23 protein-coding genes are annotated in these 21,233 nt (G+C 35.6%); all 23 read right to left on the bottom strand.

From position 1 onward, the window contains the following. The 23 genes from aroB to AC3G7N_RS05545 all read right to left on the bottom strand — a co-directional run bounded on the left by aroB (nt 1) and on the right by AC3G7N_RS05545 (nt 21,229). A complete protein-coding gene (aroB, locus tag AC3G7N_RS05655) occupies nt 1-1,077 on the bottom strand; it encodes a 3-dehydroquinate synthase (RefSeq protein ID WP_489421170.1) in 1,077 nt (358 codons plus the stop codon). After that, complete coding sequence (gene aroC / locus AC3G7N_RS05650; RefSeq protein ID WP_489421169.1) at nt 1,077-2,243, bottom strand: chorismate synthase; 1,167 nt, start codon at nt 2,241-2,243, stop codon at nt 1,077-1,079. Before aroC ends, aroB begins: the two co-directional genes overlap by 1 nt. 112 nt (nt 2,244-2,355) lie before the next feature. Continuing rightward, complete coding sequence (locus AC3G7N_RS05645; RefSeq protein WP_489421168.1) at nt 2,356-3,129, bottom strand: CheR family methyltransferase; 774 nt, start codon at nt 3,127-3,129, stop codon at nt 2,356-2,358. A gap of 66 nt (nt 3,130-3,195) precedes the next feature. Beyond that, complete coding sequence (ndk, locus tag AC3G7N_RS05640; protein WP_489421167.1) at nt 3,196-3,642, bottom strand: nucleoside-diphosphate kinase; 447 nt, start codon at nt 3,640-3,642, stop codon at nt 3,196-3,198. A gap of 190 nt (nt 3,643-3,832) precedes the next feature. After that, nucleotides 3,833-4,804: a heptaprenyl diphosphate synthase component II gene (gene hepT / locus AC3G7N_RS05635; protein WP_489421166.1), complete on the bottom strand. Its 972-nt coding sequence runs from the start codon at nt 4,802-4,804 to the stop codon at nt 3,833-3,835. A gap of 29 nt (nt 4,805-4,833) precedes the next feature. Then, nucleotides 4,834-5,553, bottom strand: coding sequence for a demethylmenaquinone methyltransferase (locus AC3G7N_RS05630; RefSeq protein WP_489421165.1), 720 nt, complete (start codon nt 5,551-5,553; stop codon nt 4,834-4,836). Between the two features lie 3 nt (nt 5,554-5,556). Then, nucleotides 5,557-6,333, bottom strand: coding sequence for a heptaprenyl diphosphate synthase component 1 (locus AC3G7N_RS05625; protein WP_489421164.1), 777 nt, complete (start codon nt 6,331-6,333; stop codon nt 5,557-5,559). A gap of 118 nt (nt 6,334-6,451) precedes the next feature. After that, on the bottom strand, nt 6,452-6,679 hold the full coding sequence (mtrB, locus tag AC3G7N_RS05620) for a trp RNA-binding attenuation protein MtrB (protein WP_489421163.1): 228 nt from the start codon (nt 6,677-6,679) through the stop codon (nt 6,452-6,454). Nucleotides 6,680-6,799: 120 nt separating this feature from the next. After that, on the bottom strand, nt 6,800-7,072 hold the full coding sequence (locus AC3G7N_RS05615) for an HU family DNA-binding protein (RefSeq protein ID WP_089532356.1): 273 nt from the start codon (nt 7,070-7,072) through the stop codon (nt 6,800-6,802). 455 nt (nt 7,073-7,527) lie between these two features. Then, nucleotides 7,528-9,006 (bottom strand): stage IV sporulation protein A, encoded by a 1,479-nt coding sequence (gene spoIVA / locus AC3G7N_RS05610; protein ID WP_489421162.1) that lies wholly within the window; start codon nt 9,004-9,006, stop codon nt 7,528-7,530. A 454-nt stretch (nt 9,007-9,460) separates the two neighbouring features. Next, nucleotides 9,461-10,186 carry a YphF family lipoprotein gene (locus AC3G7N_RS05605; RefSeq protein WP_489421161.1) on the bottom strand — a complete coding sequence of 242 codons (726 nt, stop codon included), beginning with the start codon at nt 10,184-10,186 and terminating at the stop codon, nt 9,461-9,463. Nucleotides 10,187-10,207: 21 nt separating this feature from the next. Next, the gene (locus tag AC3G7N_RS05600; protein WP_489421160.1) at nt 10,208-10,405 is read right to left on the bottom strand and encodes a DUF2768 domain-containing protein; all 198 of its coding nucleotides are present in this window, start codon (nt 10,403-10,405) and stop codon (nt 10,208-10,210) included. Nucleotides 10,406-10,705: 300 nt separating this feature from the next. After that, nucleotides 10,706-10,966: a stage VI sporulation protein F gene (locus AC3G7N_RS05595; RefSeq protein ID WP_489421159.1), complete on the bottom strand. Its 261-nt coding sequence runs from the start codon at nt 10,964-10,966 to the stop codon at nt 10,706-10,708. Nucleotides 10,967-11,027: 61 nt separating this feature from the next. Beyond that, on the bottom strand, nt 11,028-12,062 hold the full coding sequence (locus AC3G7N_RS05590; RefSeq protein ID WP_489421158.1) for an NAD(P)H-dependent glycerol-3-phosphate dehydrogenase: 1,035 nt from the start codon (nt 12,060-12,062) through the stop codon (nt 11,028-11,030). Between the two features lie 14 nt (nt 12,063-12,076). Further along, on the bottom strand, nt 12,077-13,387 hold the full coding sequence (gene der / locus AC3G7N_RS05585; RefSeq protein ID WP_489421157.1) for a ribosome biogenesis GTPase Der: 1,311 nt from the start codon (nt 13,385-13,387) through the stop codon (nt 12,077-12,079). Nucleotides 13,388-13,516: 129 nt separating this feature from the next. Further along, the gene (locus AC3G7N_RS05580) at nt 13,517-14,128 is read right to left on the bottom strand and encodes a YphA family membrane protein (RefSeq protein ID WP_489421156.1); all 612 of its coding nucleotides are present in this window, start codon (nt 14,126-14,128) and stop codon (nt 13,517-13,519) included. 147 nt (nt 14,129-14,275) lie between these two features. Continuing rightward, a complete protein-coding gene (rpsA, locus tag AC3G7N_RS05575; protein ID WP_489421155.1) occupies nt 14,276-15,409 on the bottom strand; it encodes a 30S ribosomal protein S1 in 1,134 nt (377 codons plus the stop codon). 124 nt (nt 15,410-15,533) lie between these two features. Beyond that, nucleotides 15,534-16,223, bottom strand: a complete 690-nt coding sequence (gene cmk, locus AC3G7N_RS05570; protein ID WP_489421154.1) for a (d)CMP kinase — start codon at nt 16,221-16,223, stop codon at nt 15,534-15,536. A gap of 159 nt (nt 16,224-16,382) precedes the next feature. Continuing rightward, nucleotides 16,383-17,042: a flagellar brake protein gene (locus AC3G7N_RS05565; protein WP_489421153.1), complete on the bottom strand. Its 660-nt coding sequence runs from the start codon at nt 17,040-17,042 to the stop codon at nt 16,383-16,385. Between the two features lie 131 nt (nt 17,043-17,173). Continuing rightward, nucleotides 17,174-18,511 (bottom strand): germination protein YpeB, encoded by a 1,338-nt coding sequence (gene ypeB, locus AC3G7N_RS05560; protein ID WP_489421152.1) that lies wholly within the window; start codon nt 18,509-18,511, stop codon nt 17,174-17,176. A 15-nt stretch (nt 18,512-18,526) separates the two neighbouring features. Further along, nucleotides 18,527-19,273 carry a spore cortex-lytic enzyme gene (sleB, locus tag AC3G7N_RS05555; RefSeq protein WP_489421293.1) on the bottom strand — a complete coding sequence of 249 codons (747 nt, stop codon included), beginning with the start codon at nt 19,271-19,273 and terminating at the stop codon, nt 18,527-18,529. Nucleotides 19,274-19,469: 196 nt separating this feature from the next. Beyond that, nucleotides 19,470-20,147 (bottom strand): glutamic-type intramembrane protease PrsW, encoded by a 678-nt coding sequence (gene prsW, locus AC3G7N_RS05550; RefSeq protein ID WP_489421151.1) that lies wholly within the window; start codon nt 20,145-20,147, stop codon nt 19,470-19,472. Nucleotides 20,148-20,245: 98 nt separating this feature from the next. After that, nucleotides 20,246-21,229, bottom strand: a complete 984-nt coding sequence (locus AC3G7N_RS05545) for an asparaginase (RefSeq protein WP_489421150.1) — start codon at nt 21,227-21,229, stop codon at nt 20,246-20,248. Nucleotides 21,230-21,233 lie beyond the last annotated feature (4 nt).

Below are 21,233 nucleotides of genomic sequence, written 5' to 3'. Positions count from 1 at the left end.
CTAATTTTTCTTCATCTTATTTATAAAAGATTGCAAGTATTTCTGTATTTCTTCATCACTTATTTCTACCAGTATGGGGTTTTCAATTTCTTTTAATAGAACCATCTGTACATGATTGTTTGAGACCTTTTTGTCCGACTTCATTCGATTTAATAATGTACTGCTATTAATTTCATCTATTTGTAATGGATAGTTATTAACTTCCAACCATTTTTGAAGCACTTCGACAGGCAAGCCATTTGAAAAAATTGCATTACTAACATCCATAGCAAACAACATGCCAAGTGCAACGGCTTCCCCGTGTGATAATTTACCATAACCATATTCCGATTCAAGTGCATGTCCAAGAGTATGACCAAAGTTAAGAAATGCGCGGATCCCTTTTTCTTTTTCATCTGCCTCCACGAAATGGGTTTTTATTTTGATCCCCCGAAAAATATGATTCCTCAAATTTGCATTCGTTACTTGACTGAGCTTTTCTTGTATCACATCGTCAAATAATACTTTATCTGCAATCAAAGCTTCCTTAATTATCTCTGCATAGCCCGATCGAATTTCTTTTGCTGGTAACGATCGTAATGTTTGAATATCATAAACAACCGCTACTGGTGGGTAAAAATTTCCAATTAGGTTCTTCCCTAATGCATGATTAATTGCAACCTTTCCACCGACACTGCTGTCATGGGCTAGGATAGTTGTAGGAGCCTGGATATAATCAATGCCCCGCATAAACGTTGCTGCAACAAAACCTGCTAGATCTCCTACTACACCACCACCTAGCGCGATAATGAGAGAATGTCGATCAAGTCCGCATTCTATTGCTTCTGTATGCAATTGATGAAACGTTTCTATACTCTTCGATTGCTCCCCATCAGAAATCACCGTATGAAAGACTCGAGGATGACTAGTAAGACCTTCTTTAACATCTTCCAGGTATAAGTCAGCCACATGTTCGTCCGTTACGATCAAAATCGCTGAATATTGTTTTGATACGTACTGGTTAAATTGGTGACGAATATTTTCACCAATGCTGATTGTATACCTATTTACACTTGTTTCCACTTCTAATTGTGTCATTAAAAACACCTAAGTTCCTCACGATATTCTTGTAATGCCCGTTGTAAAGTCGGAAATTGATCAGATGGAAATTGCTCTGTAATAGCTTTTGCCAGTTCGAATGCGACGACGTGTTCCATCACTACGGATGCAGCTGGTACAGCGCAGGAATCAGAACGTTCGATGCTTGCATTAAACGGTTCTTTTGTTTCTATATCAACACTTTGTAATGGTTTATATAGTGTTGGAATTGGTTTCATAACTCCTTTTACAATTATTGGCATCCCCGTAGTCATTCCACCTTCAAAACCGCCTAAGTTATTCGTTTTTCTGTAATATCCAATCTCTTTGTCCCAAGCAATTTCGTCATGTACTTGACTTCCGTTCCTTCTTGCAGCTTCAAATCCTAAACCAAATTCAACACCTTTAAAAGCATTGATGCTCGACACACTTCCTGCGATACGCCCATCTAGTTTACGGTCATAATGAACATATGACCCGACTCCAGCTGGCATCCCTTCAATATATACCTCTGCTACTCCACCAATAGAGTCTCCCTCTTTTTTTGCCTGATCAATTGCGTCCATCATTTTTTTCTCTACTTTTTTATCCAACGTTCGTACTGGTGACTCCTCAGAGATATTTTGACGTTCCTGTATGGTTAACTCTTCGACCTCTTCTGCTTTAATTCCTGCAATTTCCCTCACATAACCTGCTACTTCAATACCTAGTTGTTTTAATAGTGTTTTCGCTACTGCACCTGCAGCTACTCGTGCAGCTGTTTCGCGTGCTGATGACCGTTCAAGAACATTCCGCATATCCCGATGCCCGTATTTGAGTGCACCATTCAGATCAGCATGACCAGGTCTTGGTCTAGAAACGGTTCGCCTGATTTTGATGTCATCTTCCAATGGATCTTCTCCCATAACATCGGTCCAATGCTTAAAGTCATCATTATGTATAACTAAAGAAATAGGTGATCCCATTGTATACCCATGTCTCACTCCACTAGTTATCTCCACCAAGTCTTTCTCAATTTGCATTCTTTTTCCTCTGCCATGTCCTTTTTGTCTGCGTAACAAAGAGTGATTGATATCGTCCTTTGTTAGTGGCATATGTGATGGCAAACCTTCAATAATTGTCGTCAATTGCTTTCCGTGTGATTCTCCTGCAGTTAAATAGCGCATTAGGAGCCCTCCTTCATGATAATAATTTCTACTTATACCATAACAAATTTATTGCGTAATAAGGTATTAAAAACATTTATAAGGATTAAAAAACTCCTGCCGGAGACAAGAGTTACTTCTTTTGGTAAAAGAACGTGTCTATTAATGTGAGGTTATATGTTTTCGGGGTAAAAATTTGCTCTGTACTTCCCACAAACAGCACACCATTATCTACTAAAGATTTACTGAAATTACCGTAGACGATTTCTTTTGCAGTATCGGTAAAATATATTAATACATTTCGACAGACAATTAAATCTGTTCCACTAGGATGACGATCTGCTAACAAATTGTGTTTTTTAAAAAGGATCATCTTTTTAAGTTCTGGATCGATATGATAAAGGCCGTGGTGAACTGTAAAATATTTATTTTTCAAATCAATTGGTAAATCCTTTAATGCCTGTTCATGATAAATCCCTTCCTTTGCCTTAGCAAGGGCTTGATCGTCTATATCTGTGGCAATAATTTTAAAGGAATGTTTTGGAAAGAACTCAGTTAATAACATTGCCAAACTATAGGCTTCTTCACCAGTAGAACAAGCAGCGCTCCAAATTGCGGTTTCCTTTGTGTTATCAATAAGCATAGGCATTATTTTACTTTGTAGAATATGCCATCTTTTAGGGTTACGGTAAAATTCTGAAACATTTATGGTAAGCCTATCAACAAATTCTTTTAGTAGTAGATGATCTTGGCTCATTGCACTTATATATGCATCAAAATTTTTATACCCTCGTTTATTTCGTAATGAAGTTATCCGTCTTTTCATTTGCGTTTCTTTATATAAACCAAGGTCAATCCCAAGTTTTCGTTTAATATGTAAAGTAAATTCGCTATATTCTACTGACATTTCCTTACTCCTCTGTTCAGGACAGTATTTAAAGAAAGCCTCCGTCAGGAACGGAGGCTATATCTATTAGTAAATCCAGTCGCTATCCTGTTTAGAATAGGAAGATACTTCTTTTTCATCAAAAAATAAGTTTAGCTCTCTTTCTGCACTTTCAGCAGAATCAGAACCATGAATAATATTTTTTCCAACAGTCATTCCGAAGTCGCCACGAATTGTACCAGATACAGCTTCTAGTGGATTCGTTTTACCCATCATATCACGTGCTGATTTGATTACATTTTCGCCTTCCCATGCCATCGCAAAAACTGGACCCGATGTGATGAAGTCAACTAATTCACCAAAAAATGGGCGTTCTTTATGTTCACCGTAATGAGTTTTAGCTAAATCATCTGATATGACCATAAGTTTAGCTCCCACTAATTTGAAGCCTTTGCTTTCGAAGCGTTTAACGATTTCTCCTACGAGATTACGTTGTACGCCATCTGGTTTTACCATTAAAAATGTTTTTTCCATTTTCTACACCTCTTCTATTATGTATGTTGTTAGTATTCGATCAGCCGTTAAAATTTTATCAAACTTTTGGAAAAATGACAATGTATTTATCACCGTTTGACGGGCGGTGATACCTCATGTGTTAAAAATGAAGGATAACCAAACATTTTAGGTAGGGAAAAAGCCCCCTAATCTAATGCTCGGATTTACTTTATGAACGACGTCTACCGATATAGGTAGCAATTCCAATCAACGATTGCTTTGCACGATGATCTGGAAGTTTATCTAGGATATGAAGTGCCTTATTTAAATACATATCACTTACCTGATAGGAACGTTCGATTGCGTCTGTTTGTTTCAGTAAATCAATTAATTGCTGCATTTGTTTTTCTGTTACCGAATTAGACTCAGTAAATGTGTTTCTTACCAATGAATTAAAAGCTGGATATTTCATAGCATACAGCACAGGAAGCGTTACATTACCTTGTAATAAGTCGTGTCCAGCAGGTTTACCTAATTCTTTTTCAGAAGAAGTGAAATCAAGGATATCGTCAATTATTTGATAGGACATGCCAATACAATACCCATATCTAAATAAACGGTTGGCATCTTTTTCATTAACGCCTGCTGCAATCGCACCAAGTTTACAACTAGTCGCTATCAGTAACGCTGTCTTTCTTCTGATTCTACGTAGGTATGTACGCATTGATTGATCCCAGACATGTTTATCTTTGATTTGTTCTATTTCACCGATGCAAACTTCTACTATTGTTTTTGCCAATGTCTCATGCGCTTGTTTTTCGTTTAAGGTAGTGATGATTTCCAGAGATCGGGCAAGCAAATAGTCACCAGTATACATGGCAACCCTGTTATCATATTGTTCCTTAATTGTCGGCCCACCTCGACGTATTTCTGCATCATCAATTACATCATCATGAACAAGTGAAGCCATATGAATCAATTCTATAGAAGTAGCAACAATGTTCATTCGCTCAATATCATAATTACCAAATTGCCCTCCTAAAAGGACAAAAACGGGTCGAATTCTCTTCCCACCAGCTTTAAGCAAATGGATGGATGCTTCTCTTAAAACGGGATGATCAGCTTGTATTACGTCATCTACAGCTTTTTCTATATAATCTAAATCTTTTTTTAAATAATTATACGTTTTTGCTAATTTCATGCCATTCACCTTTTAACATTCACGGACTTTTATTCATTATTTTTTTCTTTAAAACCCATATGCATCGCTGCCACTCCACCAGTATAACTTTTCACCCTAACATGAGAAAAACCTGCTTGGAAGAACATGTTTTGAAGTTCCTTTTTGTCGGGGAAGTCCTTAGCAGATTCATGTAACCATGCATATTCTTTATAACTTTTTGCGATTAACCTACCAAACAAGGGCATTACAAATCGGAAATAAATGTAGTAAAGCTGTCTATACCCAGCTAAAGTGGGTTGCGATGTTTCCAGGCATACAACTTTTCCACCTGGCCTTACCACTCGATACATTTCTTTTAATACCGTCATGTAATCGGGAACGTTACGTAATCCAAAACCAATGGTAACATAATCAAATGAATTATCTTCAAACGGAAGCTCCATAGCATTACCTTGAATAAATGTAAGTTGCTTCAAGTCAAGCTCATCTTGTTTTTCCTTCGCTACTGATAACATGTTATGGCTGAAATCAAGGCCGTACACCTTTCCGTTCGGACCAGTTTTATTCGCTATTGCGATTGACCAGTCTCCGGTTCCACAACATATATCTAGGGCTTTGGCGTTTTTAGCTACTTGCATGCGTGTCATTACATCTTTACGCCAAGCTTTATGTCGTTGAAACGATATAATGGAATTCATTGAATCGTAATTGGTATAAATTTTCTCAAAAACATGATGTACACGTTCTTCTTTTGATTGTTGTTGCATGTTTCACCCTTCTTTTGCCATGGATGTATTATTTCTTAGTATATCATCTAAAATTTTCTTCAGATCACTTTTTAATGTCACGAATTGAATTGGAATCTCGTTGATATGTTTCTCAATAGATTTGATTTTTTGGTTAATGATTACGTCGAGTTTAGCACGTAAATCCTGATCAGTATCTCCCGAAATCGCTAAATCATCAAATACCGGCGAACTACCATTGCTTATTAATAAATGCTTCTCGCGTAAAAGAGTAGTTAAACTGATAATATGTTCAATAAGTTCTAATTCTGGCAAGACTTGAACCTGTTTAAGTATACGTGAGATTAGTAATGATTCAATTTTCATCAATAAGTCGATAGCTTCATCCACTGAAGTTATTTGATTGTAATAAAAACGCATTTTATATTCATTTATTTCTTTAATTGCAGTTGCTAGGATATGTATAACTTTAAAGTCTTCCGTCTTCGAAAGCAGTGAATAAAACAAACCACTATAATAATCACCCGCTAAGACCATCAGTTGCCGCTTTTTTTGATTTGAGCTACTTTCGTTCTTATCATTTTTAATTGGGACAATTTCATGTATGTCTAAGGCTAATTGTACAAATATAGTAGATAATATATATTGTTCTTTTTTTGACTCTGGCAAATTAGATTGCTTCATGATGGTATACAAAAGTACTAACTTAGTCTCATCGATTGCTGGCTTTTGAATAATTTCATCTACATAATCGTGTTGTATTTTTTCTTCAATCAATGACCGGAGTTTATTAATCTCCACATTAGAAGTTGGCAACATAATCACCTAAACCTTTTCATACATACTTTATTCACATTTGATATTATAGCACACTTTTCGTGACCAATCATATCAAACGCAATGTTTATAATTAGTCACTTTATTCTTCGTTACTAATTTCACCATGACTAGTCTGTATGATGGCTTTACCTCTAACTTTAACTGCGGAAGTGTGTTCTGTGAATTGTGCAATCATCACTTCATTACAATCTAGTTTTTCAGAATGATGAAAGCGAGTATCAGATCCACGAGTTAAACCGATAACATTCACACCATCTTCTAATGCTTTAATTACAAAAAAATCAGTCTTATCCATTGAGTTTCCCATAAGAAACCTCCCTAGTTTATGAATTAATTCTATCACTTAATAAACCTAGTACGCCAACGTATAGAAGAGAAATTAAAAAAGGGTGCGAAATACGCACCCTTTTCACCCTATGTATAAGTATTATTTAACACTTTCCTTTAGGGCTTTACCTGGTTTGAAAGCAGGTACTTTACTTGCAGGAATTTCGATCTCTTCTCCAGTTTGTGGATTACGACCTTTACGAGCTGAACGCTCACGTACTTCAAAATTCCCAAATCCAATTAATTGAACTTTCTCACCGCTTTTAAGTGAATCCATGACAGATTCAAAAACTGCGTCTACAGCTTTTGTAGCATCTTTCTTAGAAAGTTCGCTTTTATCAGCAACTGCATTTACTAAGTCTGTTTTATTCATGACATTCACCTCCTCCCAAAAATATTTCACTCGACATTGGAATAAATAATGTGTATCTCATTATTTGACCAATTTGCCATCAATTATACTTTGTGCCAACATTTTCATGTGTGACAAGGCTTATATTAACCGAGATTGCTTTAGAATTCAACAATAAGTAGCAATTTCTCAATATTTATTTGCTATTTAGCCCATATTTACCAGTAAATGCGATTTTAATTTCCATTTATTGTAAATTTGCCCAAGCTGTTGTTAAGCCTATACCAACGCGCTTTTCAATAACAAAGTTTATTGCTTATAAGAGATATACGACACAAACTATTATTTTCCTGCTGTTCTGCTTAATTTTTTTATACTAAAGGCTATTTTTTAAAGGGGAGTACGAGGATCTGGTGCACCCAGGCCCCTGGTCGATGGTTTTTATCCACAAAAAAAATAGCAGCCATATTGCGCTGCTATAAGATTATCGCGATAAGACCGCCAGAACCTTCATTTATAATTCGTTCCAATGTATCTTTTAACTTATATCTTGCATTTTCAGGCATCAATGCGATTTTTGCTTGGATCCCTTCCCTAACTATGGAACTGAGCGATCTTCCAAAGATATCAGATTCCCATATAGATAATGGATCTTCCTCAAAGTCTTGCATCAGATACCTGACTAATTCTTCACTTTGCTTTTCAGTTCCAATGATAGGAGCAAATTCAGATTCAACCTCAACTCTAATCATATGAATGGATGGGGCTACTGCTCTTAATCTGACACCAAACCTAGATCCTTGTCGTATGATCTCTGGTTCATCCAGTTCCATATCTTCAAGAGAAGGAGCGGCTATCCCATATCCGGTTTGTTTTACCATCTTCAACGCACCTGATACATTATCATATTCTCGTTTTGCATGGGCAAAATCTTGCATTAATTCCAATAAATGATCTTTACCTCTAATTTCTTCGCCAACAATTTCTTTTAGGATTTGATCGTACAAATATTCTGGCGCATGTAAATCAATTTCCGCAACACCATCACCAAGTTCCATGCCTGCTAAGTTAGCCTTCTGGATGTATTCATATTCATCAAAGTTCCTAACAATATGATCTACATCCCGCAGTCTTTTAATGCTTTTAACAGTTTCCTGGATAGCTTCTTGATAATTTGCACGCAACCAATGGTCTTCCTTCAATACCATTACCCAGCTAGGAAGATTAACATTTACTTCTAGCACTGGAAACTCGTATAATGCTTCTCGTAGAACATTATTTACATCATGCTCAGTCATGGTCTCAATGTTCATAGCCAGTACTGGGATATCATGCTTGTCAATTAGTTCTTGTCGCATACGTTCTGTTTCTTGACTAGTTGGTCTCAGTGAATTCAAAACCATTATGAATGGTTTTCCAACTTCTTTTAATTCATCTACAACCCGTGACTCAGCATCTACAAAATCGTTGCGCGGTATTTCACCGAAAGTACCATCTGTGGTAACAACCACACCTATTGTAGAATGCTCTTGAATTACCTTTCTAGTTCCGATCTCCGCAGCATCATGAAATGGTATTGGATCCTCGTACCAAGGAGTGTGAATCATTCTAGGACCATCTTCATCCTCGTATCCTTTTGCACTACTAACTGCATATCCTACACAGTCCACCAGCCTAACATTAACGTCTAGACCTTCATCCACTTCGATACTCACAGCCTGATTCGGTATGAATTTTGGCTCTGTGGTCATAATCGTTTTGCCTGCAGCACTTTGTGGCAATTCATCTTGTGCTCTTGAACGATCACTTTCCTCATGGATATTCGGTAATACAACCAGTTCCATAAATTTCTTTATGAACGATGATTTACCTGTCCTAACCGCTCCCACAATACCTAAATAAATGTCTCCGTTTGTCCGTTTCGAAATATCTTTAAAGATATCAATTTTTTCCAAACGATCCCCTCCCAATTTCCTTAACCAATTAATCATGAACAACATACGTATAATTGACATTACAAGTCTATGATGTTGTCCTATCAAATTATGACTTAAATCATAAAAAAATTATTATGTATGTTGTAATGTACAAAAGTGCAAGTGCCCGGTTATTGCCGTATGACCTGTGCCCATGCAACGTGGGTAGTTCGGTGTTGCCGCAAAAGTGCTAGTCTTAACCGAACTTCCGTCCGTATGAGATAAAGGAAACACGGTGAGTGTAAGCCTTAAGAAGTGTCGGAAGGGCACTAGGCAATGGGCACTGGAGCTTGGACGTGGCTGATTATGCCCGTCAGTTATTCATAGTGTTCTAGTTTATACCTAACCAAATGTATAAGAAACTAGTTTCTATTGAAATAAAAAATAACCCCTTGTAACACTTTATGCTACAAGAGGTTATTTATGAATATTTTTATTTTTTAGGATTCATATAAACTGGTTCCCCATCTTTTACCGTGTAAGGGTACGAATAAACTGGTAGAAAAGGTGTATTCTCAGCCAATATATAACGAATGTCTTCACCTGTTTTATATGGATGATCATATTCTTTTAGTGCTTCATATAAATCAGCACGATAGTCTACGTATAATTTTCCCTCAGTGTCCATGATGAACGGAAGATTCTTTTGCGAATATGGACTAACCACATATGGTTCGTGTTCAAAACCAAGCTTTTCATAATCAATTTTATATAAGTGGTTTGTAATAGGTTGTCCAAAAGGTGGGTATAAGTTTTCATTTCGATATATTTCTAATTTAATTGCCACTTCACGAAGCGCATCTGATATTCTCAAATCAATTAGCTTAACGCGTGGGTCTTTTTCAGGCGTAAGTAATGCGTATTGATAAATACCACCATTTTCATAAGCAGTACCTGGTATTTCACCCAATATACCCTTTTCCTGTAAAGCACTGAAATCAAGTAAGTATTTACGAAAAATGGGTGTATCGTTTTCTGCTGTTTTAATCGGAACTAATCCTTGTGTATTTTCGCGATAAGTATCTACTGCCGATTGAACTGCTTCTAATTGTTGCTCATTTGGCACTTGGTTTTTAGATAATTCACTCTGAGGGTATAAACAACCACTAAGCAAAAAAATCAAAAAAACAGCTATGGCACGTATATATATATGTTTCATGTATAAATCCTCCTAAACCATTTACCCCGTTGGCCCACTAAGTACAATATAAACGATTATGACACTTCCCAACAGTAAGCTTATGTATGCGACAGTTGCTACAATACCAGCAAACCATCCTGTTAGTTTATATCTACTAAGCAAAATTAGGCCAATTGCCAAAATCAAAAGTCCCATACCAACAAAAGAAATATACATTTTCAGCATGGAAGTCGACATATCATTTCCTCCTAAAATTACGGTTATTGAATGCCAACCGTATTATAACATATGAGAACAGTTAATCAGTCAAACGTTTGTGACTAAAATTAAACAAAATCTAGCGCACGAAGCATGGATGTAGCTCATTACGCAGTATTCCAGTAGTGCCTCTTAAACAAAATAAACGACCGAGATGAAGAGGGCAGGCCCCATCTCAGTCAGACTAAATAAAATCCTCAGCAACTTTATCCATGAATGCTTGTGCGATTTATATTATGCGAGCTCACGATTCTTTGCATCATCACTTGCCCATGAAAACTACTTTTTAAAAAGTTTATTTAACGATTGCATATCGACAGGCATATTATTTTTAGTTATAGATTGTACAATTTTGTCTTCTTTTTCTTTTGATATTGGTTTATTTGCCATTCGTGACAACTGTCTAATAAGGTTCCTGACTGTTTTTTCGTCCGAAAAATTGGCATGCTTAACTGAATCTGCAACCTTGTAAATATCATCTTGTTTAATGTTAGATTTCTTTTCTATATTATTAAAAAGATTATCTTTAAAATTACTCACACGCTTTCCTCCTTGCAATGTTTAGTCAACATAGTATATGCAAGGAAATTACCTGCGTGCTTTAAGAATAATTCTTACTTAATAATGCAGCTAAATCGTCCATTTCTTCCCGTTTCGATCTACTCATCAATTGGTCTACAACCGTTTTAGGTTTTTCATCTTCAAATAGGATGCTATATAGTCCATTTGTAATCGGCATCTCAATTTGTTGTTTTTCAGCAAATTGATGGGCAGCCTTTGTAGTTCGTACACCTTCGACAACCATCCCCATTTGATCTAAAACTTCTTCAAGCTTTCTCCCTTTACCCAGCAAATTACCTGCACGCCAATTTCTGCTATGGACACTTGTACAGGTAACGATCAAGTCACCAACTCCTGGTAATCCTAGGAAAGTAAGTGGGTTTGCTCCTAGTGAAGTACCTAATCGAGCAATTTCGGCTAAACCTCGAGTTATTAATGCAGCTTTAGCATTATCCCCATATCCCAGTCCATCTGAAATACCAGCTCCAAGCGCTATGATATTCTTTAATGCTCCTCCTAGTTCAACACCTAAAATATCTGGGCTTGTATAAACTCGAAAAGCCTCATTGATAAATAAATCCTGGATTATCTCAGCATTGTTTTCATTTAAAGATGAAACGGTAACGGTAGTTGGTTGACGCTTTCCAACCTCTTCTGCATGACTTGGACCAGATAAAACAACAATATCTTCATAGGCATAGTTTGTCATTTCTTCATCCATCATTTCAGAAATCCTTTTTAATGACTCTGGTTCAATTCCCTTTGAAGCATGAACAATCGTTGTAGTTGAAGAAATATAATCATTTAATTTAGCACAAACATCTCGAATCGCACTAGATGGTACAACAACTACTACTGCAGAAACATCTTCAACCGCCTTGGCTATGTCATCATAGGCTTTTATTTGTTTAGGAATCATGATCTCTAAATACTTTTCATTTTTATGCGTGGAGTTAATAATATCAGCTTGTTCTGTACGGTGTGTCCATAAGCGAACATCATGGCCGTTATCAGCTAATACGATACTTAAGGCAGTACCCCAGCTTCCAGCTCCTAATACAGCTACTTTACTCATGATTTGTCTCTCCTTTATTGTCTTCTTCTTGCAAAGATTTTAATTGGTGTTCCAACAAAGCCAAATGCTTCCCTAATTTTGTTTTCTAAAAATCGTTTATAAGAAAAATGCATTAATTCTGGATCATTAACAAATATCACAAAGCTTGGCGGTTTCACGGCTACCTGCGTCCCATACAATACCTTTAGCCGCTTTCCTTTTAGTGTTGGCGTTGGATTCATTGCTATAGCATCCATAATTACATCATTTAAGACGTTAGTTGCTATACGTATTGAATGATTTTCACTAGCCATTTTGATTGCAGGTATTAACGTATGCAACCGTTTTTTAGTTTTAGCCGACAAAAAGACAATAGGTGCATAATCCAAGAATAGAAAATGGGCACGAACTTTTTCTTCAAAATTTTGCATAGCTTTTTCATCTGAATCTATTGTGTCCCATTTATTAACCACGATTATGATTGCACGACCTGCTTCATGCGCATATCCTGCAATTTTTTTATCCTGTTCGCGAATACCAGTTTCTGCATCGATTAATACTAATACAACATCTGAACGTTCAATAGCCTTTAACGCACGTAATACACTATATTTTTCGGTTGTCTCATACACTTTCCCGCGTTTCCTCATGCCAGCTGTGTCAATTATAACAAAGTCTTGGTCATCTTTATGAAGGTGTGTATCGATGGCATCCCGTGTGGTACCTTCCATTTCACTTACAATAACACGATCTTCATTTAATAATGCGTTAACTAGTGAAGATTTTCCAACATTCGGGCGGCCTATTAGACTGAAATACACCGTTTCTTCATCTGGTATTTCTGTCTCTCGCTCTGGAAAGTTTCCAACAACTGCATCTAACATATCACCTAATCCAAGACCGTGAGCACCTGAGATTGGGAACGGTTCTCCGAATCCGAGGGAGTAGAACTCATAGATTCTTTCACGCATTTCAGGATTATCAATTTTATTGACACCTAAAACAATCGGTTTGTTCGATTTATATAAAAGCTTCGCAACTTCCTCATCAGCAGCTGTTATCCCCTCTTTACCATTAACTAAGAAGATAATAACATCTGCCTCATCAATTGCCACTTCAGCTTGATGGCGCATTTGAACTAATAAAGGCTCATCTCCAATTTCAATACCCCCAGTGTCAATCACATTAAAGGTAGAAGTTAACCATTCACCTTCAGCATAAATGCGATCTCTTGTGACACCTGGAATATCTTCAACGATTGATATACGTTCTCCAACTAATCTATTAAAAATGGTTGATTTACCAACGTTTGGTCTTCCTACAATTGCTACTACAGATTTCCTCATGAAAGGAACATCCTTTCTTTTAAATCATAATTTTATATCGTACCATACTTGTTATAACTTTATTAATTCTAGCAAAAGAACATAATATAAACAATTGTTTTCGTGGCAGTCATAATTGTCTATTCGACATTATTTTTCACTTAATACATGAAAAGATTTTTTATAGATAAGCACAATAGACTTAATTTTAGCCCTTAGGCTATATGTTACTTCAACTCCTATAATCAAAAATAGCATAATTAGCACACTATCAAAAAATACATACCCACCAATTGGTTCTTTGATTGCATAGCTTGACATAATAAAACCATACATTATTTCACCACTACTGATTCCTAGTAATATAATGGAAACCCTACTATAAAATCCTTTAGACACCATAAGTAAGGTGACAAAAACAATAATCATAGGAGAAATAAATGTTTTAGAGAGCATCATCCATAATGGAAAATAATTTCCCCATAATATAATGGCCATATATAGTATCATAATCGTTAATGAACAAAATAAGTGATAGAATAAATGCCTGTTTTTTGCCAATAAAAACATAGCACCAAAAACTAAAAACAAATAAGACAATCCAATTTTGTACCCTAGGACGGATACATAAACGGATGAACCACTCAAAATAAGTAGAATCCATAGTGCAAATAATGTACGATCTTTGCCCTTCCTCATCACGAATGTTATATAGACCCACAACAACCAACTAAACCAATAAAAGAATAAACCATTAGCCATTTTCATCACCTATCTCTAAGTATGACAAATTCCTGACAAATTTAAACTGTTCAGGAACACATAAGCTCATAAATATTTAGGCTATAAATTTAAGCAACAAAAAACGTAACCCTATATTTGAAAGGGTTACGCTGCATCAACTTTCAATTATTTTTTATATTTGTCAAGTTTGTTCCCAATCATATCGCCTAATTGAAAACTGGACTGTTCATCATCTTTTTCATATTTCTTATATTCAGCGGCAGCCTGTTCTTGTTCAATTTCTTTAATACTTAATGACATTCTTTGTTCTTTTTCGTTAATATCTAGTACTTTGACTTCTATTTTTTGCCCTACTTCTAATACCTCTTGCGGAGTACCAATGTGGCGATTAGCGATTTGTGAAATGTGAACTAACCCTTCTATACCTGGTAGAACTTCAATAAATGCACCAAAATTTACAAGGCGCTTAACTACACCTTCCAGTATATCGCCACGAGATACTTTCTCCTCAATACCTGTCCATGGTCCTGCTAACGTTTTCTTATGAGATAATGAAATACGCTCATTATCACGGTCTATCGAGAGAACCTCCACTTTTAATACTTGACCTTCTGAAACAACATCTGAAGCTTTTTCAACATGTTGATGCGATAGCTGTGATATATGAACCAATCCATCTATGCCTCCAATATCAACAAAAACTCCAAAGTTTGTCATTCGTTGTACGGTTCCTTCTAATACTTGTCCTTCTTCCAAAGATTGCAGAATATCCTGTTTTTGTGCAGCTGATTCTTCTTCTACTATTGCACGATGAGACAATATTACCCGGTTCTGTTCTCGATCTAAATCGACAATCTTTACGCTTAATTCCTTATTTATATAATCCGAAAAGTCATCCACATAATATGTTTCAACTAGAGAAGCAGGAATAAATCCCCTTAGTCCCACATCAACAACTAGTCCACCTTTTACTATTTCTTTTATTTCAGTAGTAAAGATTTCATCATTTTTATGTTTTTCTTCCAGTTCTACCCACGCCTCATCCGAATCAACCGCTTTTTTTGAAAGGATGATATCATCATCTTCCACTTTTTTAACCATCAATGTAAGTTGATCTCCCACGTTTACAATATCACTAGAAACGTCAATATGAAGGTTGGATAATTCACCAATGGGAACAATTCCTTCCGTTTTATAGCCAATATCAACTAAAACCTGTTTATCTTCAACTTTTACAACAGTCCCTGTAACTGTATCACCGACGTTCACTTCCATCATTTCATTTCCTAAATCACTCATTTTAAAAGCCTCCTTATAATACATATAACAACAAATATAAAACATTCTTTTTTATAACTTCTAATATTTACAATTATTTGTCAAGTAAAGTAGTCTACGATGAAATAAGATATTGACTCATATCCTATTTTCTTTCTCCTTCTAATACCCTCAAAGCTTCATTCAATATTCGTGTTGCTACATCATCAATGGATAATGAAGTTGTGTCTATTTCAACAGCATCCTCTGCCTTAATCAATGGAGCTGATTCTCGTTTTGTATCGATTAAGTCGCGTTGTTCAATCTCTTTTTTTAATTCCTCAATGTTTGAGTTAAAACCTTTTGCAATATTTTCTTCTAGACGTCGCTTTGCTCGCTCATCAACCGTTGCGTGCAGAAATATTTTGACTTCTGCATCTGGAATTACGTGAGTACCAATGTCTCTACCATCCATTACAACTCCGCGTTTTTCCGTTAAAGCCTGTTGACGCTTAACCATAACTTTACGTACACTGGCATGTTTCGCAACATGAGAAACATTATTTGTAACTTCTAGAGAACGAATTTCTTCTGTTACATCATGTTGATCTAAATAGACCTTTTGTCCATCTTTTGATTGTTTAAGTTCGATTGTTGTCGACGTTAGAAGCGTTGCTAAATCAGCCTCACTTTCTAATGATACAAGTTGCTTAAATGCTTTTAATGTTAACGCTCGGTACATTGCACCAGTGTCAATATAAATATAAGCTAGCTTTTTGGCGACTAATTTAGCAACTGTACTCTTACCTGCTGCAGCAGGTCCATCAATTGCTATTGCTATTTTACTTTCCTTCATTAATTCTATTCATTCCTCTCATTAAGAAAAGCGAGTGTCCGTAGATTTATTTTCTACTCCATTTTACTAAAAAAACTTGGCAAATGCCAAGTTAGAAAAAATGAAATGCTATTCTAAATATAACATAAATAAGATTTCATGGTCTATTTTTTCAGTGGGTTACGTCATTTCTTTTGATCGTAACTCTCTTTGTTTCTCAAAACAATAACGAATTACTACTTGCTGATCTTGTTTAGATAAATCCGCAAACATAATGGAGGCTAGATGCACATTGTTCTTATCAGTAAACTCTCTAACCACTTTAGACTGCGTATGAATATATTGAAATTCCCCATTTTGCATCTGTAGGACAATCCATACATCCAAATCATCATTTTCCTGTAACATATTGTTCCCAGGTATTATAACCGACATCCCACCACCGCTTATATCTGAAGTAACTGTAGCGAAAGAATCTGAGTTCGGTTCATTGCTATGGATAGATACATCTACTGCAGTTTCTATTCGTACAAATGCACGACGTTGAATTCGTTTAATTTCCGTTTTCTTTGGGATGCTTATGGCTAATGCGGGAATAGTTACATTTACTTTCGCAACAACTTTTGTGCTAAATGAATAAACTGATTGATCACTTCCAATATAGGAAATCTGTAAATAAGTTCCTTTTGGCAATATTGCTGTTCTTTTAGTTTTTTTATTTACAGGATAATCAATAAACAAATAATGTTCGTTTTTCTCTATAATTTTACAGCGGTATTTTGTATTGACCTCTGTCATTGGGTCAATCGCGGTAAGTGTAAGTAATGTACCTATATCCATAATATCCCCCCTACCCTTCGAAAAGTCACTACTATATACCTATTATTACAGAAAATAAAAAAAGTGCAAGCGCGTATGGACTGTGTCCACGCAACGTGGGAACATAAAAAAGGGAAAGAAAAATTCCTCCCCTATAATACTAAATCTAAATTAACTTCGGTACCATTTAACTTCTCTATTTTCTCTTCGGTTCCATCCATTGCGTTGATGAATATACGAAATGTCTCATCATTTAAGACACCCATAAACTCATAAGTTAAAACTTCTTCACCAATGGAATTATCGATAACAGCCAAATTTTGTTCATGTATCTCCACATCCGGATTAATTTGATCCTTTGCTTCTTCCTCAGAAATACTTGGTGACGGTATATCACGTTCTTTATGATTCATGAAATAGTTTCTAGCGGTCATTCCTATAATATCACCGTTATCTAATGCAACTTTAACCTCTATTTCATCAGAATATATTCGCACTCCATCCTGCTCATACAAAAACGAATATACGCCTATATTACTATATTCGTCACTTTGAAAAGTAACCATATTCCCAAAACCCTGTTCATTTAAATAAGCGGTTGCTTTCTCAAGTCCTTGATTTAAACTGATTTTATTTTGATTGATAGGTCTATTAACTAATAGTGTGATGGGATGCCCACCTTGTTGTGACATGTCCATATACGCATTTTTATCCGATCCTCGATAAGAAATGCTATACATTGGAAAATCAGCACCTTTTCCAGTTTTAGTTATATTAAGTTTCGCATCCTTATTCACATTAAAAAGCTTTCTACTTAGTTTTAGAGCCTCTTCCTTACTGACGTCGTCCCCAGATAAAAATTCATAATCATGTTCTTTAGAAGAATTACCAGTAAGCTCTACATTGCTTTCTGTAAAACCTTCCACCTTCTTTTCAACTGTCTTAAAACCATCAATAATTGTGTTATCTGCCTGTTGGTCCGTAGAGGCTAAAGCAAGTTGTACGTCCATCCATCGCAAATTATTTTTTAATACTAAATGCTGTACTTCCCGCAACTCTTTTTTAATATCACCTGATTGTTCATATAATTTATTTAATCTTTTCGTTTCTTCTTCCGATAATGGTTCTGTTGTTAAATCCCTTACAGCAGTCTTATACGTAAAATCCCCTATATTCGCAAGAAACTCTTCTGTTTTGTTAAATGGAATTAACGCAAGTGGTAATTGACCTACATCAGACAATGCCTGGGATGTTATTCTCCAAATCTCAATTAATTGTGGTGACAGGCTATTTGGTGAATTCATTGCTAAGGAACTGCCAATCTTGTTATGAAGTAAATCCACGTGATAGGTCAATTCATGGAATGCTCGCTGATAGTCATTTTCGGCTTGAATTAGGATTGCATTTTTTTCCTGATGCTCTTGAAAACCCCAAACTCCTACCCCTACTATACCTATTGTAAGAACAGTTATCAAAATCCATCTAACCAATGTGATCACTCCTTTCTATTTACAAAATATATGTTTTCCTATTTTTTTGATTTGTGGCCTTGACCATATCCAATCCGAGGTGGCAGTAACTGGATTGAAATAATATAATGCATTACCAGAAGGATCCCATCCATTAATAGCATCAATTACTGCTTGTTTAGCAGTTTCATCAGGTGTTAACCATATCTGACCATCAGCTACAGCAGTAAATGCTCTAGGCTCAAAAATTACACCTGAGACTGTATTTGGGAATGTTGCACTTTCCACCCGATTCAAAATAACTGCAGCCACTGCTACTTGCCCCACATAAGGTTCGCCTCGAGCTTCTCCGTGAACCGCATTTGCTATTAGTTGAATATCATTTTGTGAATAACCTTCAGGTACGTTAATCGCAGTTGGAGCAGATGCTGCGTTTGAACTTTTTGTGTTGGTTGTATTATTTGCGTTAGAGGCTCCTTTATTATTCGCCCCACTATAATCGTATTCACTTGCGTCTACTAATTTTTGCCTAGTAGTCAAACCTGCTAATCCATCGACTTTAAGTCCGAATTCATACTGAAAGTTTCGTAATGCCCAATAAGTCCCCCATCCAAATACCCCATCTATTTCGCCATTGTAAAAACCTATATATTGTAATCTAGACTGCAATTCGATAACATTATCACCCACTGCCCCTTGTTGAATCACCTGTTGGGTAAATGCAGACACGGAATGATTTGAATTAGTCGAATGTACTAGAAAAGTCATACAATATATACTCATTATTACCAGCCCTATTTTTCGCAGCATTAATTTTCCTCCTGACAGCTTCTGAACTTCATAACCCTATTTTTCGAACATGTTGTTTTTTTTATGCATCAAATAAAAGAAAAACTCCAAGATTGAAATATGATAGTGACGAAACCTTTGTTTTTTTTCATTAAAAAAATCCTTTATTTTGGTAAACAAAGGATTCACTTTATACATTTTTATTCGGTAATGTGGCATTTTTTTTGATTTTCAAAGCATTGGCTACTTTTACCCTCCTGAGAGCCATAATCCATAAAAGAATCATAAATGGAATCAATAAGATTAACCAATCACTTGTAACTTTAAACAATATATAATTATAGATACCATGCAGGAGAAAAGGAATAAAAAGAGCAGATGCTAAATTCATTTTTTTATGTGTAACATCCATTTTAGCTTTACCAAAATAATATCCCATAATAACACCAAATAATGCATGTGAGGATACTGGAAATAACGCCCGAGAAAAGGCATATTCAATGCCATTAGATAATAAGTATAGAGAATTTTCTACTGTTGCAAAACCTAAACTTATTGCTACAGCATATACAATGCCATCGTAATGCGCGTCAAATGCAGTATGATGATAAATTATATAGATGAAAATAAACCACTTAAAAAATTCTTCCATAAATGCGATGATAAAAAAGGATTGAACAAAGTCACTATTTCCAATCCCTTCTGCTTGCAATGCATATTGCATAAACATAATTGGAAATACTAAAATTGCACCATATATAAAATTACGAATGATTAAATGTAAGGGTTCTGTAAAACGATCCTTTAAATAAAAAAAGGACATTAACGCAAATGCAGGTGCAACACCAGCTGATAAAATGGCAAGCATAGTCCTAACCTCATTCCAAATAAGTTAGTTCAATAGTAACATTAACTTACTCTCCTGAAAATACAAACTAAACCAGTAGGAATTGAACTGATGAAAACTTAATAATAAGAGGGGTCATATATACGTTCTATATTAGGATATTCACTAGCTAGCCCAACCATGAGTTTAATTCTAGCTTTTTTACTATCGTAATCTCTTCCTAAAATAACACCGTTTTTGTATAAGTCATATGCACTACCCAAATAATCATATGTCGTATATACTTCGCCTTCTTCAGCTGATGTCGTAATGACAACCTTGATGCCTTTTTCTATGCAACGTTTTATCTCATTTACCATGTTAGGTGGCACCTGGCCTCGTCCAACGCCTTCAATTATTAATCCTTTAATGTCTGATTCCCTTGCTGTTCGAATATATTTACCATCTGCATCCATATAACATTTAATGATATCAACTTCTGGCAGCTTTTTTTTCAGTTGAAAATATTCATTATTAATTGGTTTTTGATGTACATGCACGTACCCATTATCAATTATACCTAAATAACCAAACCCAAAAGAATTAAAGCCCTGTATGTTAGATGCATGTTCTTTTTTAACGTACTTAGAATGAAATATTCGTTCATTAAATACAACTACTACTCCTACATCACTTAAATCATTACTACAAGCAGTAAGAATAGAATGTTTTATATTCACAAATGAGTCTGTACCTATCTCGTCAGGAGAACGTTGTGAACCAGTAACTACAATGGGCTTTGAATGATTGGTAACCAAGTTTAAAAAATAAGACGTTTCTTCCAAAGTATCCGTACCATGTGTAACCACTACACCATCGACTTCAGGTTTAGTCAAATGTAGATCTATCTTTTGTTTTAGAAGTAACAAATCGGTATATGTGATGTGCATACTTGCTTTTTGCAACACTGATTCAACCTCAATATCTATATCTATATCATGAGGAATATCGCATAGCTCCAATAACTCATCTCCGTTGATAACACCTGATTCAAGTAATCCAGAATCATTATTTTTTTTGCTTGCAATTGTTCCTCCAGTTGTTAAAACTACTACCTTTTTCACGTAA

It is taken from the genome of Virgibacillus carmonensis, assembly GCF_057836705.1.
Note: the sequence above shows the minus strand (reverse complement) of the source record. Positions and strands in the feature narration are given on the sequence as shown.